The following is a 14,993-nucleotide window of genomic DNA, read 5'->3' as shown; positions in this document are numbered from 1 at the left end:
TATGAGCGCGCACCATCCGGCCGGATCGGCCTAGCGGGCCGTCCGAAGTGCGATTCCGAGTCATCCCGTCGGCCGCCGGGTCCTCTCCGGAGACGACCCGCGACCCTCCGCGGTCCTTCCCGGGTCTGATCCGCGAGCCGGTCCCTTTCGTTACCGTCGACGCGCGGGCGATGAGAGTCGACGCGCAGGCGATGAGAGGAGCGGGCGTGGGCACACCATGGAGCCGTCGGAGATGGCTGCTCGCGGGCACCGTGGCGGGTGTGTCGTTCGCCGTCCTCGCGTTGGTCGAGGTGTACGGCGACCCGCGCGGGACCGATGATCGGCTCGCCGCCGTCGGGCTCGGCCTGGTGCTGGCCCTTTGCTTCCCGCTCGCGGCGCTTTATCCGATCGTCGCGATGTCCGTGGCGATGCTGTCGTTCCCGTACGCGATGCTGACCGGCGCGGAAGGGGTGGGCGGGGCCCAGCTCATCGCCGAACTGGTGCTCGTGGTCCACGCGGCCTACCGGGCCGAACCTCGTCGTTCCCTCGCCGCGTCGGTGTGCGCCGCCGTGGTTCCGGCGGTCGCGCTCGTCTGGGGTGGCGAGGGGCCCTGGGAGTTCGTCTTCTTCGGCGCGCTGGTGGGGGCCGCCTGGGGTCTCGGCACGTTGCTGCGGCGGGAACAGTCGCGTTCCCGCCAGCTGGCCGCGCTCGCCGCGGAGCTGGCCGCGGAGCGGGAGGCGCGGGCGCGGGCGGCGGTGGCGGAGGAGCGCGCCCGCATCTCCCGTGAGCTGCACGACGCGGTGGCGCACACGGTCAGCGTGATGACCATGCAGGCCGGGGTGGTACGGCGCCGGTTGGCCGACCGGCCGGTCGAGCATGACGCGTTGTCGCAGGTGGAGGAGCTGGGCCGGCGCTCCGTCACCGAGTTGCGCCAGGTGGTCGGCCTCCTGCGCTCCCACGAGGCCGACCGGCTGGCCCCGCCCCCGTCCCTGCGGAGGGTCGACGACCTCGTGAAGGAGGTGCGTTCGGCCAGGCTCCAGGTCACGTCCACGGTGTCCGGTACGCCGGTCCCGTTGCCGCTCGGTATTGACATGTCCGCGTACCGGATCGTCCAGGAGGCGTTGACGAACGTGTTGCGCCACGCGGAGGCGGCGGTCGCGACGGTGACCGTGGAGTACGAGCCGGCCGGGGTCGTCGTCCGGGTGGTGGACGACGGGCGGGGTGTCGCCGAGCCGGGGCCGGGACCGGGGCCGGACGGCGGGCACGGCCTGGTGGGGATGCGCGAACGGGTGGGCATGTTCGGCGGGGAACTGCGGGCCGGGCCGCGCGCCGAGGGCGGCTTCGAGGTGTACGCGCGGTTCCCGCTCGCGGAGGGGACACGATGATCCGGGTACTGCTGGCCGACGACGAGACGATCATGCGGGCCGGGCTGCGCATGCTGATCTCCGACGAGCCGGACATGGACGTCGTCGGGGAGGCGGCCGACGGCAACGAGGCGGTGCGGATGGCCGCCGCGGTCAGGCCCGACGTGGTGCTCATGGACGCCCGCATGCCGGGCCTCGACGGCATCGCCGCCGCCCGCGCGATCGCCGACGCGCATCCCGAGATCAAGGTGCTGGTGCTGACCACGTTCGACGAGGAGGCCATCGTGGACGGGGCGCTCCGCGCCGGGGCCGCGGGCTTCCTGCTCAAGGTGTCGCCCCCCGAGCAGTTGCTGGAGGCGCTGCGTGAGGTGGCCGCCGGGCGCGGCCTGCTCGATCCGGCCGTGGTCCCGTCGGTGATCGGCGGGTACGCGCGGGCACCGGAGCCGCGGCCCCGGCACCCGGCGCTGGACCGGCTCACCGGCCGGGAGGCCGAGGTGTTCGCCCTCGTCGGCCGGGGGTTGTCGAACTCGGAGATCGCCGCCAGGCTCCATCTCGGGGAGACCACCGTGAAGACGCATCTGGGCAGGGTGCTGGACAAGCTGGAGCTGCGCGACCGCTCACAGGCCATCGCCTTCGCGTACGAGAGCGGGCTCGTCCGTCCCGGCGAAGACTGAGGATCGCGGGCGTTGACACCGCCCGAGGGGCGTCCTGATGGCTCGTCGCCGCGGTGGCCATGATCTGGAGCGCTTCGCCGGAGTGCCGGTAGGGTTTCGCTCCCGGGGCGAAAGGATCATGATGTCGCGGTTGCCGTGGTCGGCGCTGTCGGTGTGGGTGGCGGCCGCGGCTGTCGCGGCCTTCCCGACGTGGGAACTGTGGCGCGAGCGGCTCAGCATTGAGGAGTACGCCCGGATCCACGGGGAGACCGATCAGATCTACGGGTACGTGTGCCAGTTCGGCAGTGGGTCCACACTGTCACCGCTCGCTCCGCTCCGCCATGACCTCGGAGTGGTCATGGAGATCGCGGCGGAGTGGGCGGTTCCGGCGCTGGTGGTCCTCCTCGGGCTTCTCGCGTGTCTCGTCCGGAGGGATCCCGCGACCGTGGGCCGGCGGGTGGCGGGACTCCTCGTCCTGAACGCGGCCGTCGAGCCTCTCGCCTCGCTGCACAGTGAGCGGGGCATCTGCCGCGAGACGATCCCGCTGTTCGGCGCCGACTGGTTCGGAGCGGTGGCCGGTGCCTGGGGAATCACCCAGCTGTGCCTCCTGACGGCCGCGGCGCTGGTGTTCGTCGCGTCCCGGGTGGTGCGGCCCGTCATGGTGGACGGGCCTTTCGCGTCCCGGCCGGTACGGCCCGCCACGGTGGACGGGCCTGCCGCGTCGCAGGACGGGATGGTGTGGCGCCGGCCGATCGCGGCCCTGGCCGACTACCTGATCGTCGTCACGGTCCTCAGTGCCGTCGCGGGGGCGGCCGGATACCTGACCGGCTTCCCGCCCTCCATGGGTACCGGACTCCTGGAGCGGGCCGGGCGTGACGTGTTCCGGAACGGAGTGGAGCCCGAGGGAGTGGCCGTCCTGGCTGGGCTGTTCCTCTACGTCTGGACGCAGCACGTCCTGTGGGGGCGGACGCCGGGCAAGCGGCTGCTGGGGATACGCGTCGTCGACGCGCGGACGGGCGGGCGGTTGGGCGCGGGGAGGGCGGCTCTTCGCACGCTGTTCTTCCCCGTCCTCGCTCTCGTGCCCGGCATCGGGCTGCCCTGCCTTCTCGCGGCCGGGGTGTGGACGCTCCTCGACCCGGAGGGCCGGGTCCTGCACGACCGCCTGCTGGGTGCCACGGTGGCCGGCCGGGGCCACGTCGAGCCCCAGCCGATACAGCCGCTACGGCCGGCGGCGGGCGGCCAAGGCGGGGTTCGCGGTACCGGAGGGTGACGTGGCGCGCGGTGCTGACCGGGGGCGAGGCGGGGGCGTTCTCGATGGAGCCCTCCACCGACGCGGGTGTGGCCGTCGATGCCGGTATCGAGTGTGCGAACCCCTGGATCTCCGGGAAACCAAGGTCATTGTCCTCCGTTGGAACGTGACATATGTTCCGGATAGATACCGCCGATACGAGGGAGAAGTCGTGCCCGAACCCGTGGCTCCCCAGCTCGTCGTCAACAGTCGGATGATCTACTTCGGCTGGGTGCCCGCCGATCCCGAGGCCGTCGCGGCCCTGGTGCCCGATGGTCTGAAGCCCCCGGCCAACCGCCAGGTCTTCATGAACCAGTACGTCGTCGACCGGCCCGAGCAGACCTCGGGCTTCGGCGCGTACTCGCTCACCTACATCGGCCCGGACCTGGAGGACGCCTACGCGCCTGACGGCGAGACCCCCGGCCGCTGGTGGACGCACTACTTCAACTCCAGCGAGGTGGTGCGCGCGTACGCGGCCGCCCGAGGCGTGCCCGCGAGCGTGGGCCGTACCACGATCGAGATCGCGGACGGGAAGCTGGTCGCGACGACCGAGTCGGACGGTGTGCCGGTGATCCGCACGACCGCGCGGGTCGGTGAGACCGGCGCGGCGGTCAACCGCGGCCAGCTGCGCTACATCACGGAGGTCGACGGGCAGAGGCACAGCGGTATCTACCCGTTCGTAGCGGAACCGGTTGATCCGTTCGAGGTCGTGTCGCTGGAGTTCCTGGAGCCGAGCCACTCCGTCTACGCCCTCCGCCCCGCCGATCCGCTGCAGATCATGTGGGGCTTCTACTCGCCCCGGTCGTCCTTCACCTATCCCGGTGGGGAGTCGGTGATGGCCTGACGCCCGTCACCGGGGAGCGGCGAAGCCGGCGGCGGCCGGTGGGACCGGGATCCCACCGGCCGGGCGTACGGCGACGGCTCGATCCGCGCCCGCTCGGCATCGGCGCGGACGAGGGGCGGGACGAAAGGCGGGACGAGGGGCGGGACGAGGAGGGGCACGGCGCTCGAACCGCGCCCGCGCGGCATCGGCCGGGCCTGTGACGACGCGGCACCTGCGCCGTCACAGGCCGGCGTCGAGATTCGCCGGGCGCGGTCCATGGGGTTGGTAGAAAATTGGTCCGGCCTCACGGGCGGTGTGACGAGGCCCGCCTCTCGCCCGGCGCGGGCCGGCCGTCCACCGTCCACCGTCCACCGCGCGCCGCGGGCGAACGTGCGGCACGCGACGTCTGGCTCGCCGAGGGTGTCCCGTGCGACCCTCGCGCCCTTGATGCCGTCGACGTGGAACGGGCCGCTCGCCGTCGCGAGGAGACGGTCGCGGGGCGCCGATCGCTCCTTCTCCCCTCTCCGGCTTGCTGAAATGTCCGGTTACGACTAATTTGGGCCGCGCAAGAACGACTGTTCTTTCTCCTGCTGGCTCAGGGCGCCGTACAGCCTCGCCCATTCTTGACGGGGTACGCGGACAGGCCGCCCGAGCGGCGGTGCGAGTCTTCCGGCCATGGAGAACACGAGGGAGACGACCATGGACACCACCGCCGACCGGATGGCGGCGGCGTACTTCGACGCCATCGCGTTCCTCTGCGAGGTGACGCCGGCGGGCTGGTACGCCGAGCGGGGCACCGCCCGCGCGGCGGTGACCGGCGCGGGCGTCGCGACGTTGAACGCGGCCTACGACACGGCACCGGAACCGGATCGCGCGGCGCTCGACGAGATGGCGACCGAGGTCGGCGGGAAGGCCGTGCCATGGTCGATCATGGTTCGTGGCCGGGCGGGCGACGAGGTCGCCGGCCTCGCGGCCCGGCACGGGCTGGTCGAACGCAGTGACCTGTCGTTGCTGGCCTGCGACGTGAGCGACATCGCGTTCCGGGACGACGCGGCACGGCGGAAGCCGGTACGCCAGGTCGGCGCTGCCGAGAGCGATCTCTACACCGAGGCCCTCGCCCAGGGGTTCGAGGCCCCCGAGGACGTGTTCGGCTCGTTGATGAAGGGCGGGGTGCTCGACGCCGATCCCGTCACCGGCTACCTGGCCGAGGAGTCCGGACGGCCTGTCGGCACCGGGCTCGGGATCCTGACCTCCGGCGTGGTCGGCGTGTTCAACATCGCCGTCGTCCCGGCCGCACGGAGCCGCGGCCTCGGCCGTTCGATCACCGAGACCGTGCTGCTGGACGGCGTCGCGGCCGGAGCGGACGCGGCCTACCTGCACACCAGCGTGATGGGCCGGCCGCTCTACGAGTCGATGGGCTTCCGCCTCGTGGAGGAGTGGACCGTGTTCGTGGCGCGGTGAGGGACGAGACCGTTCGGTCGCGGCGCGACGAGGTTCCAGCCGCCGAGCCGGACCTATGGGGGGAGAATCCATGAACTTCAGTGAGAACGTACGCTCGGCCTTCCGGCGCGGTGAGAGCGACGCCGTGGTGCGCATGAGCGAGGCCGAGATCGAGCGGGCCCGGGCGGCCGGAGACCCGGCGGGCGAGGTGGAGGCCCGCTACAGCCTGGCCCGGGTCGCCATCCGCGGCGGTGACCTGCCGGGCGGAGAGGCCCGGGCCCGGGAGGCGCTCGCGGTCGCGCTGCGCTCCGGTGACCGTGGCCTTGAGGAACGGCCGAGGCACGTGCTCGCCGCCGTGGCGCGCATGTCCGGCGACCTGCTCCGTGCCCGGGATCTGTACCGGGAGAGCATCGCCCTCAACGAGGCGCTCGGCCGGCCCGTGATGGTCAACTCCGAGTATCACAACCTCGCGTTCTGTGAACTTGGCCTGGGCAATCTCGACGTGGCGGGCAAGCTGTTCGCCGAGGGCCGTGAGCGGGTGTTCCGCAACGGCTGGGACGACTTCGTGCCGTACGTCTGCGTGGCGGGCGCCGCGTACGCCTCGGCCGAGGGTGATCACGCACGCGCGGCGCGGCTGGCCGGAGTCGCGGACGCCGCGTTCGCGTCACTCGGCCAGGTACCTGATCCCGACGACGCGGCCGACCTCGCCAAGGTGCGCGCCGCCGCCGTCGAGGCGCTCGGCCGGACCGCCTTCGACGAGGAGTACGCACGAGGCGGGCTCCTCGATCCGCGCGCGGCGTTCACCGGTGATCGACACTGACACGAGCCTGATCTTCGACCCCTGACCGCCGGGGTCGGCGGTTGTGTTCGATTGAAAGCGGAGTGTGACGAGGGTGTGGCTTATAGCATCAACGCTATGGGCCGGGGTGGCCGTGGAACTGGAACCGGAAGTTCTGAAGTGGCTTGAGAACCTCCCCGCGGCGTCGTTCGCGAGGGCGGCTTTCCACGTCGATCTGCTTGCGGCGGAGGGGCCCCTGCTGGGGGAGCCCTACACGAGGCAGCTGACGGCAAGCTGCGTGAGCTCCGCTTTCACCTTGACGAGTTCGCCGTACGCATCACCTACTGGATCGCACCTCATCGCCGCATCGTGCTCCTGACCGTGTTTCACAAGACGCGGATGCGTGATGACCGTGAGGTCGAGCGGGCTCGGCGAGCCATGCGTCGCTGTGCCGAACTGGCGCACACCGCCGAGGAGGAGGAAACAGCATGAGCGGACAGGGGAACTGGCGAGAGCTCAGAGACCGTCGGATGGCCGAGCCGGGCGCGGCTGAGGCCTATGAGGCCACACGTCTCGCTCACGAACTGGGTAGGACGGTCCGGGGGATGCGCGAGGGGCGAGGCTGGAGCCAGAACGACCTGGCTCGTGCCGCAGGCATGACGCAGTCGGCCGTGGCACGGTTCGAGGCGGGCGGAACCATCCCCACGTTGCCCGTTCTGGAACGTCTGGCGCGTGCCCTGGACGCGGATGTCGAGGTTCGCCTGACGCCACGGGCTCCCGCCGCCTGAGCCGAGGTCCCGATGTTGTCGGCACTTCGTGGATTATCGCAGAGTCGGAGGCGCCGGGGTCTCCCGCTCGGCAGGCGTCGCGCCCTCTGGCGAGTGAACTGATGACCGTCAAACGTCGGCACAAGATCAAGCCGTGATCGGCGGTGAATGTCGGCCGTGGGCGAGGAGCCGTCTGCCCACGGCGTGAGCATCATGTTCTCGGCCACCTTTCCAGTGGCTCCGTATCGAACGGAGCCACTGGAAACCTCCACGGAGCTGTTTGATCTCTCTTCACTGGACGATGACCACACGGACCGGGAACGTGGTGTCCACGGGGAAGTCTCGCTCGAAGCCAGGGACGTTGAGAATGTGCTTTTCCGGGTCGTACACAAGGGCGAAGTATGCGTCCGCGTGGTCATGGGCCCGGTAGCGCATGACGTCCTGGGCGAGTTCGTCCCCAAGTCGCCGTGGTCCCAGGCTGTTCCGCGTCATTTTTGTTTCCACGGCGATCCGCTCCTCCTTGAGAAGGAAGTCAAGACGGGGATGCGCGCCTGCCCTGCTGGGGCCGTACTCTTCCGGACGAACATCGAGATGGTGCAAACATAGAACGGCATGCACGATCCGCTGCAGGTCGTACTCGTCGTTGACTACGACGCCCGGGCGTCCGCGGACGTCCAGGCGCAGAACGGCCAGGGCGACCGGAAGCCTCCGAAAGATGTCTTCGAGAGTGTCGAGGGCGGCCAGGACTCCGGAACGTCCTCCCGTGCTGACCAGAGCGTTCCGCAGAATCTGTTTTTGCTCGGACAACGGTGCGAGAAAAGCGCTGTTGACCGGATACAACCACTTGGGTATCGCTCCCTGGGCGGCCAGCTCCGCGAACATCTTGTTGAGCTCAAGTCCGGCCTGCAGGAAGTGCTTGATCTTGTAGTTCGGAAATCCTCCGTCATATTCCTTGCGGAAGGCTTCGACGTGATCGGACGGGATGACGGCCAGGGCTTCCGCGTACCATGTGCCGTATTCGTCGGCGAGTTGACGGAGAAGGTCTTCTCGACCGTTCCGGGCTTCGTTCTGTACCTCTCTTGCCGGATCGGCGAAGGCGTCGGCGCGACTGATCAGATCGGTGAATTTCGCGAGTGCCCTTCTCGTCACCTGACGATCTTACTGCGGTGCCCCTCCCAGTCCGGGGGTGTTCGAGTTCTATCTGATCGACGGTTATCAAGTGTGGCAACAGGGCTCACGGGTCACCTGACGATGAGCGGTGGCCGGATCAGTCGCGGACGGCGCAGAGGAGGCGGTTGTTGCCGCGCTGCCAGAGGGTGCCGGTCTCGGTGAAGCCGGCGCCGCGGAGGGCGTCGACGTGTTCGGAGAGCAGGGAGGACTCCGAGCCGTGGTGGTCGGCGCCCGCGGTGGTGCGCGCGGTGTGGAGCTCGGTGAGGTCGGGATCCGCGGCGACGGCCTCCCACCACTGGCGCCAGCCCTCGGGGTGACCGCCGGCGAACGCGCGCCGGGTCTCCCGGTCGTGCACGGCGCGTTCGAGGCGGGCGATGGCCGGAGTGGTGTCGTCGGTCTCCATGTGGTCGCCGTTGAGCAGGAGCCCGCCCGGACGCAGCACGGTCGCCAGCTCGGCGTACATCTTCCGGAGGTCCGGCCCGGAGATCCAGTGCAGCGCGGTGGTGCTCACCGCGACGTCGGCCGGCCCGCTCAGGCCCAGGGACTCGGTCCATCCGGGGGTGCGCAGGTCGAGGGAGACGAAGGTGAGATGCGGGTAGGCGGCCCGGCCGAGGCCGAGCAGGAGGGGGTCCGCGTCGACCGAGATCACTGTCGCCTCGGGAAGCCGCTCCAGGAGGCGGGCGGACAGCGAGCCCGGTCCGCAGCCGAGGTCGATGACCAGCGGATCGGGGCGGCCCGTCGCCTCGACGGCGTCGATCAGCGCGGTGAAGCGCTCCTCGCGGTCAGGCAGGTAGCCCTCCTGCTGGCGGTCCCAGCGTGCGATCCACTCGAGTGCGGCATCGTGGGTGAGCACCATCATCTCCCTGTAACTGTCGTCTAAGCTTGTGACAGTTACAAACTAGAACGCGAGGATGTAACCGGTCAAGTGGATTTCAACAGTCACGCTGATGCGATCGTTCGGGTGGCGGTGGGGTTGGTCAACGAGCTGACCCCGGGAGAGAGACGGGGCCGCGACTTCCCGCCGCCGCGCGATCTCGCCGCCGCCGCCACGGAGGGCCTGCGTACCGGCTACCCGGGCCATCGGGAGGTCACCGAGGCGGAGGCCGGTGAGCTCGTCGGGATCGCGGCGCGGCTGCGCGTGGTCTTCGACGCCGTCACGACGGGGGACATCGACGCCGCCGCCCTGCGGATCAACGAGCTTCTCGACGAGAGCCGGGCCCGGCCGATGCTCGAACGCCACGACGGGGAGCCGTGGCACCTGCACTTCCACGGCCCTGGGGGCACCATGACGGGCGACTGGGCGGCGAGCTGTGCCACCGGTCTCGCGATCGTGCTGGGGAGCGAGTACCACGACCGTCTCGGCGTGTGCACGGCGCCGCACTGCGACCGGGTCTACGTGGACGTCTCCCGAAACGGCACCCGCCGGTTCTGCGGCACCACCTGCCAGAACCGCGTCAAGACCGCGGCCTTCCGCGCCAGGGGCAAGGGCCCGTGAAGGCGCGCTCCTGACGGCCGCCGGTCACGGACCGCGGGGGCCGGGGCACCTGGCAGGCCGGGTACGAGGCCGGCCGTTCCCGCGGCCACGGCGGGGCCGGAGTCTTCCGCACCGCCGGGCCCTGACCACCGGCGAAGCCCGGCCGGCGTGCGTCGGCCCGGCCTCGCGGCTCCTTTCCGCGACCCCGGGCCGGTGCGCGTGGGTCAGCTGTCGACGGTCATGCGCTGGGTGCCGATGACCTTCAGGAGCTGGAGGGACTGGTAGGCGGAGGAGCCGGGGGCGGCGGTGAAGATGACCACCTGCTGCTCCTGGTCGGGAACGGTCAGGACGTCGAAGTCCAGCTCGATCGGCCCGACCTGCGGATGCCGTACGGTCTGGCGCAGGTGACGCTCGATGTGGAACTGGTGGGAGTTCCACAGGCGGGCGAACTCCTCGCTTCCGGCCATCAGCTCGTCCACCAGGGACGTCAGCTCCGGGTTGTCGGGATAGCGGGTGACGGCCATGCGAAGGTAGCTGACCGCCGTGACGACGAACCGCTCCGGGCTGCCCATGCCGTAGTACCGCTGCTCCGGGTCCGGGTGCAGGAAGTAGCGCCAGATGATGTTGCGCTCCTGCCCGGCCAGGGCGGAGAAGTCCTCGAACAGCGCCGCGGCCAGCGGGTTCCAGGCCAGCACCCTGCAGGTCTGGTCGACGACGATCGCGGCGGCGTCGGTGAGGCGGTCGAGCAGGTTCAGCGTGCTCGGCTGCACCTCACGCGCCGGGCCGACGTCCGGGTTCTCGTCTCTCTCCCCGGCCAGGTGGAAGAGCCGGGAGCGCTCCTGGCTGGAAAGGCGTAACGCGCGGGCGATGCCGTCGAGCACCCGCCGCGACGGATGCCGGCCACGCGCCTGTTCCAGCCGGGTGTAGTGATCGACCGATACGTAGGCGAGCTGGGCGACCTCCTCGCGCCGCAGTCCCGGCGTGCGCCGCCGGGGCCCCCGGGGCAGACCCACGTCCGAGGGGTCGACCCGCTCGCGCCTGCCGCGCAGGAACTCCGCCAGAGCACGTTTGTCCATGTCCTGACCATATGTCCCGGCGCCGGACCCCAGCCACGGACTCCCGGTCCCTGGCTGTGCGGGCCGGGGGAGCGCGATGGTGAGGTTGCCGGCGACCGGCGGGGGACCCGGGGCCGGACTCCCCGGCCCCCAGCCCTCCGGAAGCCATTTGGCGCCGGCGGTCACATCACCACGGAAAGGCGTCAAACCCATGCGTATCTTCATCACCGGCGCGAGCGGCTATCTCGGCGGGGTCGTCACCGAGCACCTCGTCCGGGCCGGCCACGAGGTGGCCGCCCTGGCCAGGTCCGATCAGGCTCGCGAGCGGGTCGAGGACCTGGGCGCGAAGGCGGTGGCCGGCGACCTGCGGGACCTCCACGTCCTGCGCGCGGGCGCCGCCGATGCCGAGGCCGTGGTCCACACCGCCGTGGACTACATCCATCCGGAGATGGGCGAGATCGAGCACGACGCCCTGGGGGCGCTGCTGGCCGGACTGGGCGCGGGGGGGACGTTCCTCTACACCAGTACGGGCCTGGTCTATCCGGACACCCGGGGCGTCACGGTGGACGAGGATCACCCCGTCGACCCGCGGACCTCGCCGCAGCCGTACAAGATCCTCGGTGAGCGGCAGGTCCTGGACGCCGGCCACGTGACGGGCATGGTGATCCGGGCCTCACTGGTCTACGGCCGGGGTGGGTCCGGGCTGTTGCAGAGCATGGTGGCCTCCGCCCGGCAGCAGGGCGTGGTCACCTACATCGGGGAGGGCGCCAACGAGTGGTCGTCGGTGCACGTCGACGACCTCGCCGAGCTGTACCTGGCCATGCTGGAGCGCCCCACGCCCGGGGTCGTCGTCAACGCCGCCGGGCGCGAACGGACCTCCATGCGGCGGATCGCCGAGGCCGTCGCCGAGCTCACGGGTGCCCCTGCCGTGTCGATCACCCTTGAGCAGGCGGCCGAGGTACTGGGATCGTTCGCCGCCACGCTCACCAGCTCGTCGCCGCTGGACTCGTCGCGGGCCCGGAAGCTCTTCGGCTGGAACCCCGCCGCCCCCGACCTCCTGGAGGACCTGACGTCCGGCTCCTACGCGCAGGCACCGGCCTGATCGGCCCGCTCTCTCATAAGGGGTCTGCCGTCACCGGACCCCGTCCGAGACGTACGAACGAGGTGTGGCCGGGTGCGTGCGCTCAGCCGACGAGGCGTCTGCGCCAGTCGAGGGGGACGACGGTGATGGCCCGCGAGGGGTCGCCGTTCCACTCCACCGGGAGGCCGGTCTCCCCGAGTGCGGCCACGATCTCCCGTCCGATGGACGCCGTCGTGTCGGATGAGCCGTCGAACCCGCCGTACAGGAGTGTCAGCCCGTGTCCGGCCGCGGCCGAGTCCGTGCACTGGCTGTGGAAGTAGACATAGCCCCGGGCGTCCGGTGAGCCCGCCGCCGCGATCTCGGCCTGGCCGCAGGTGCGGCAGCAGGTGAAGTTCTCTCTCGCCGTGACGCCCGTGGCCGCCAGGGCGGCGAAGGCCCGGCCGAGCCGTTCCGGGTCCGTCTCTCCCTGCCAGGAGGCCTGTTCCCGGACGCGTTCCAGCCACATCCGGTCCACCAGCAGGCGTGCCTGCTCCGGGGAGACGGGCCGGCGGTCTCCCGACACCAGGTGGTCCTGTGCGATCTCGGCCAGCTGCGCCCGCGTCGCGTAGCCGCCCACGATCACCTCGCGGAGGCGCGCGTCGAGCGCCTCGCTCTCGTCCTTGTCGAGTTCGAGAGGGGGCGGAGGTCCGGGCGGGGCCAGGTCCAGCGAGGTCCAGTCCGGTCCGGAGTCCCATTCGTCCTCCGAGCGCGCCCAGCGGGCCATGACCGCGATCACCGGCTCGGGTCCGTCGAACACCGCCTGGAAGTGCCGGTCGGGTGCCCCGTCGCGGTGTTCCAGCGTGTAGTCGCCGCCGTCCTCGTGCCACACCTGGATGAACACCTCAGGCAGGTCGGGAATCCGCTGGACGACCAGGAACCTGTTGTCCTCGCCCAATCGGTTGACCAGTTCGGCGAGTTTCCCGGCGCTCGCCCGGACGTGCCGGTGGCCGTCCTCCGTCAGTACGGTGATCGCGAACATGCCGGTCACCCTGGCACAGGGAACGGGCGGACGGCCAGTGCGGAGGGGAGGAGGGCACCCGCCGGGCAGGCGGCTCGCGTGGCCGGTCGGACCGGCCTCCGGCGTGGCGCCACCTGCGGGAACGTCATCAAGTCGGCCCGGTCGGCCCCGTCGGCCCGTGGGCGGAAGATGTTCGTGGTGATGGCCATGTCTCCATGCGTCGGGACATGAATCTCGGTGGACGACCCCGAAGCGATCGCGAACCCGGATGCCCGGTGCGTTCAGGGCGGCTCCGTGACAGGTACCGCCACCGGGTCGAGGCGGCTCGATGTCACCGGAATGCCGAGACTTGATCGTGATCAAGGTCCGGCAGGATTTCCCCTCCATATCAGGTTGAGAGGAAATCATGGTGAAGCGAGTGATCGCGTGCGTCGCCGTGGCCACGGCTACCACTTTCGTGGCCGTGACGCCCGCCCAGGCCGCTCCCGCGGATCCGGTCGCGGCGTTGAAGAGCCGGTTCGCCGCGGGCAAGGGGGTGAAGTTCACCGACGTCACCACCCTGGTGGTTTTCGAGGGGAACACGTCGTTCCTCAAGCGCACCGGTTCCTTCCAGTTCGGCAGGACCGGAATCGTCGCCTCGGACACCACCACGAGGCGCACCGTCGACGAGGCCGAGATACCCGTCAACATGATCTGGAGGATCACCGATCCGGAGCGGACGATCAGGATCGGCACCACCAGCTACTACTCCGGCGGCGCCTGGGCGCCGTCGAAGGGCAAGACCTGGATCAAGCACCCGCGCGGCATGAGCGCCGGCCTCACCGGCTGGCACAGCCAGCTGGTGAACGCGGCCGAGCCGGCGACCCTGAAGGCCCTGATCAACAAGGGGAAGCGAACGGGCCGCACCTACTCGGGGACGATCAGCTTCGGCGCGCTCGAGAAGGTCTCCCCCTGGCTGCGGAACGCCAACTTCATCGGGTTGTCCGAGGATGACAAGGCTGCGGTGCTGCGCTTCAGGCTCACCCTGGGCGCCGATCGGCTCCCCCAGCGACTCGTCACCGTCTATCCGAGAACTACCCACTCCAGCAGGGCGGTGACGACGGAGAGCGGGCAGTACAGTGTCGAAACCCGTTACACCGGGTGGGGGAGCCGGGTGAGCGTCAAGGCGCCTCCGGCGGGCACGGTGGAGAACATGAAGACCCGTGAGCCGACCGTCCGCGGCGGCGGCCGGGGTTAGGCCGGAGGGAACTCGCCGCCGCCGGGGTCAGGCCACCCTGGACGCGGGGGCCTTGAAGGTGTTGCAGGCGCCGGGGGACTGGGCGTCGAAACCGCGCTTCATCCAGTAAATCCGGTTCTTCGCCGTACCGTTCCCCTTGGTGTCGCTGTCCATGAATTCCCGGTTGAGGAAGGACTCGTGGCCGGGCCTCTTGGTGTCGCCCAGGGAGTCCCAGACGCTTCCGGCGAAGGCGCCGACGAAGCAGATGTTCTGCAGCGCGACCTTGCTGCTCAGGGCGAGGTCCCCTGCCCTGGGCAGCTTCTTGGCGGCTCTGGCCTCCTGGGCGAGAACGCCGATCAGCCGCTGGACGTGGTAGCTGTACGCGATGGAGATGCTCTCGAGCATCTGCGGCGACTCGAACTCGCCCCTCACGCCGTAATCGGTGACCATCAGGTAGACGGTCCCGTTCCTCTGGCAGTACAGGCCGAACGTGTCGCCCGGACGGTAGACCCCGCAGGGGGTCTTGACCTGGTCCCCGAGAGTGGCCTTGACCTTCGGTTTGCTGAACGGGATCCCGGCCTTTTTCAACTGCGCCTGCCACGCCTTACCGAGGCAGGCCGCGATGCTCTCGGCATAACCCTGGACGGTTTCGACATCGCCGCCCCGGAGTGCGGGCTCCTCGCAGGTCTGGGGGATGAACTTGCCGGTTTTGTAAATCGGGTTTCCGGTCAAGGCGGCGGTGCCGGTCGGCACGGGTCTCGCCGAGCCCGCGTTCGCGGTTCCGGTCCCGGTGAGGGGCATGTTCACAAGTGCGACGGTCGCTAATGCCACGAAAAGGGTACGCATGCCAGCGAACCTTACTAAGAAATCTTAAAGTCCGACTTCCATGGGAAGGTGCGCACTTCCCG

16 protein-coding genes are annotated in these 14,993 nt (G+C 70.2%); 11 read left to right on the top strand and 5 right to left on the bottom strand.

What is annotated here, in order from left to right; all coding sequences use genetic code 11:
- Positions 1-206 precede the first annotated feature (206 nt).
- The 8 genes from AC5L38_RS08770 (at position 207) to AC5L38_RS08735 (ending at position 7,113) form a co-directional block, all read left to right on the top strand.
- Complete coding sequence (locus AC5L38_RS08770) at positions 207-1,364, top strand: sensor histidine kinase (protein ID WP_495242249.1); 1,158 nt, start codon at positions 207-209, stop codon at positions 1,362-1,364.
- On the top strand, positions 1,361-2,017 hold the full coding sequence (locus AC5L38_RS08765; protein WP_495242248.1) for a response regulator: 657 nt from the start codon (positions 1,361-1,363) through the stop codon (positions 2,015-2,017). Before AC5L38_RS08770 ends, AC5L38_RS08765 begins: the two co-directional genes overlap by 4 nt.
- A gap of 121 nt (positions 2,018-2,138) precedes the next feature.
- Positions 2,139-3,266 carry an RDD family protein gene (locus AC5L38_RS08760; RefSeq protein WP_495242247.1) on the top strand — a complete coding sequence of 376 codons (1,128 nt, stop codon included), beginning with the start codon at positions 2,139-2,141 and terminating at the stop codon, positions 3,264-3,266.
- Positions 3,267-3,456: 190 nt separating this feature from the next.
- Positions 3,457-4,128: a hypothetical protein gene (locus AC5L38_RS08755; RefSeq protein ID WP_495242246.1), complete on the top strand. Its 672-nt coding sequence runs from the start codon at positions 3,457-3,459 to the stop codon at positions 4,126-4,128.
- 654 nt (positions 4,129-4,782) lie between these two features.
- A complete protein-coding gene (locus AC5L38_RS08750) occupies positions 4,783-5,568 on the top strand; it encodes a GNAT family N-acetyltransferase (protein WP_495242245.1) in 786 nt (261 codons plus the stop codon).
- A gap of 70 nt (positions 5,569-5,638) precedes the next feature.
- Positions 5,639-6,367, top strand: coding sequence for a hypothetical protein (locus AC5L38_RS08745; RefSeq protein WP_495242244.1), 729 nt, complete (start codon positions 5,639-5,641; stop codon positions 6,365-6,367).
- 252 nt (positions 6,368-6,619) lie between these two features.
- On the top strand, positions 6,620-6,817 hold the full coding sequence (locus tag AC5L38_RS08740; RefSeq protein WP_495242461.1) for a type II toxin-antitoxin system RelE/ParE family toxin: 198 nt from the start codon (positions 6,620-6,622) through the stop codon (positions 6,815-6,817).
- Positions 6,814-7,113, top strand: a complete 300-nt coding sequence (locus AC5L38_RS08735) for a helix-turn-helix domain-containing protein (protein WP_495242243.1) — start codon at positions 6,814-6,816, stop codon at positions 7,111-7,113. Before AC5L38_RS08740 ends, AC5L38_RS08735 begins: the two co-directional genes overlap by 4 nt.
- Positions 7,114-7,383: 270 nt before the next feature.
- On the opposite strand, the gene AC5L38_RS08730 is transcribed toward AC5L38_RS08735, so the two are convergent.
- Positions 7,384-8,241 carry a PD-(D/E)XK nuclease domain-containing protein gene (locus AC5L38_RS08730; protein WP_495242242.1) on the bottom strand — a complete coding sequence of 286 codons (858 nt, stop codon included), beginning with the start codon at positions 8,239-8,241 and terminating at the stop codon, positions 7,384-7,386.
- Positions 8,242-8,359: 118 nt separating this feature from the next.
- Positions 8,360-9,118 carry a class I SAM-dependent methyltransferase gene (locus AC5L38_RS08725; protein WP_495242460.1) on the bottom strand — a complete coding sequence of 253 codons (759 nt, stop codon included), beginning with the start codon at positions 9,116-9,118 and terminating at the stop codon, positions 8,360-8,362.
- Positions 9,119-9,223: 105 nt separating this feature from the next.
- On the opposite strand from AC5L38_RS08725, the gene AC5L38_RS08720 reads away from it, so the two are divergent.
- Positions 9,224-9,757 (top strand): CGNR zinc finger domain-containing protein, encoded by a 534-nt coding sequence (locus AC5L38_RS08720; RefSeq protein ID WP_495242241.1) that lies wholly within the window; start codon positions 9,224-9,226, stop codon positions 9,755-9,757.
- 203 nt (positions 9,758-9,960) lie between these two features.
- Here the strand turns inward: AC5L38_RS08720 and AC5L38_RS08715 are convergent, their stop codons facing one another.
- Entirely contained in the window at positions 9,961-10,812 is an 852-nt protein-coding gene (locus AC5L38_RS08715) for a helix-turn-helix transcriptional regulator (protein WP_495242240.1), read from the bottom strand.
- Positions 10,813-11,002: 190 nt separating this feature from the next.
- Between AC5L38_RS08715 and AC5L38_RS08710 the strand changes: the two genes are divergently transcribed.
- A complete protein-coding gene (locus AC5L38_RS08710; protein WP_495242239.1) occupies positions 11,003-11,893 on the top strand; it encodes an NAD-dependent epimerase/dehydratase family protein in 891 nt (296 codons plus the stop codon).
- An 82-nt stretch (positions 11,894-11,975) separates the two neighbouring features.
- Here AC5L38_RS08710 and AC5L38_RS08705 read toward each other — a convergent pair whose 3' ends face one another.
- Positions 11,976-12,890 carry a DUF6891 domain-containing protein gene (locus tag AC5L38_RS08705; RefSeq protein WP_495242238.1) on the bottom strand — a complete coding sequence of 305 codons (915 nt, stop codon included), beginning with the start codon at positions 12,888-12,890 and terminating at the stop codon, positions 11,976-11,978.
- Positions 12,891-13,275: 385 nt separating this feature from the next.
- On the opposite strand from AC5L38_RS08705, the gene AC5L38_RS08700 reads away from it, so the two are divergent.
- Positions 13,276-14,106, top strand: a complete 831-nt coding sequence (locus AC5L38_RS08700; protein ID WP_495242237.1) for a hypothetical protein — start codon at positions 13,276-13,278, stop codon at positions 14,104-14,106.
- A gap of 27 nt (positions 14,107-14,133) precedes the next feature.
- Here the strand turns inward: AC5L38_RS08700 and AC5L38_RS08695 are convergent, their stop codons facing one another.
- A complete protein-coding gene (locus AC5L38_RS08695) occupies positions 14,134-14,916 on the bottom strand; it encodes a neutral zinc metallopeptidase (RefSeq protein ID WP_495242236.1) in 783 nt (260 codons plus the stop codon).
- Positions 14,917-14,993 lie beyond the last annotated feature (77 nt).

It is taken from the genome of Streptosporangium nanhuense, from assembly GCF_059358815.1.
The sequence above is the reverse complement of the archived record's forward strand: the minus strand, read 5'-3'. Positions and strand labels throughout refer to the sequence as shown.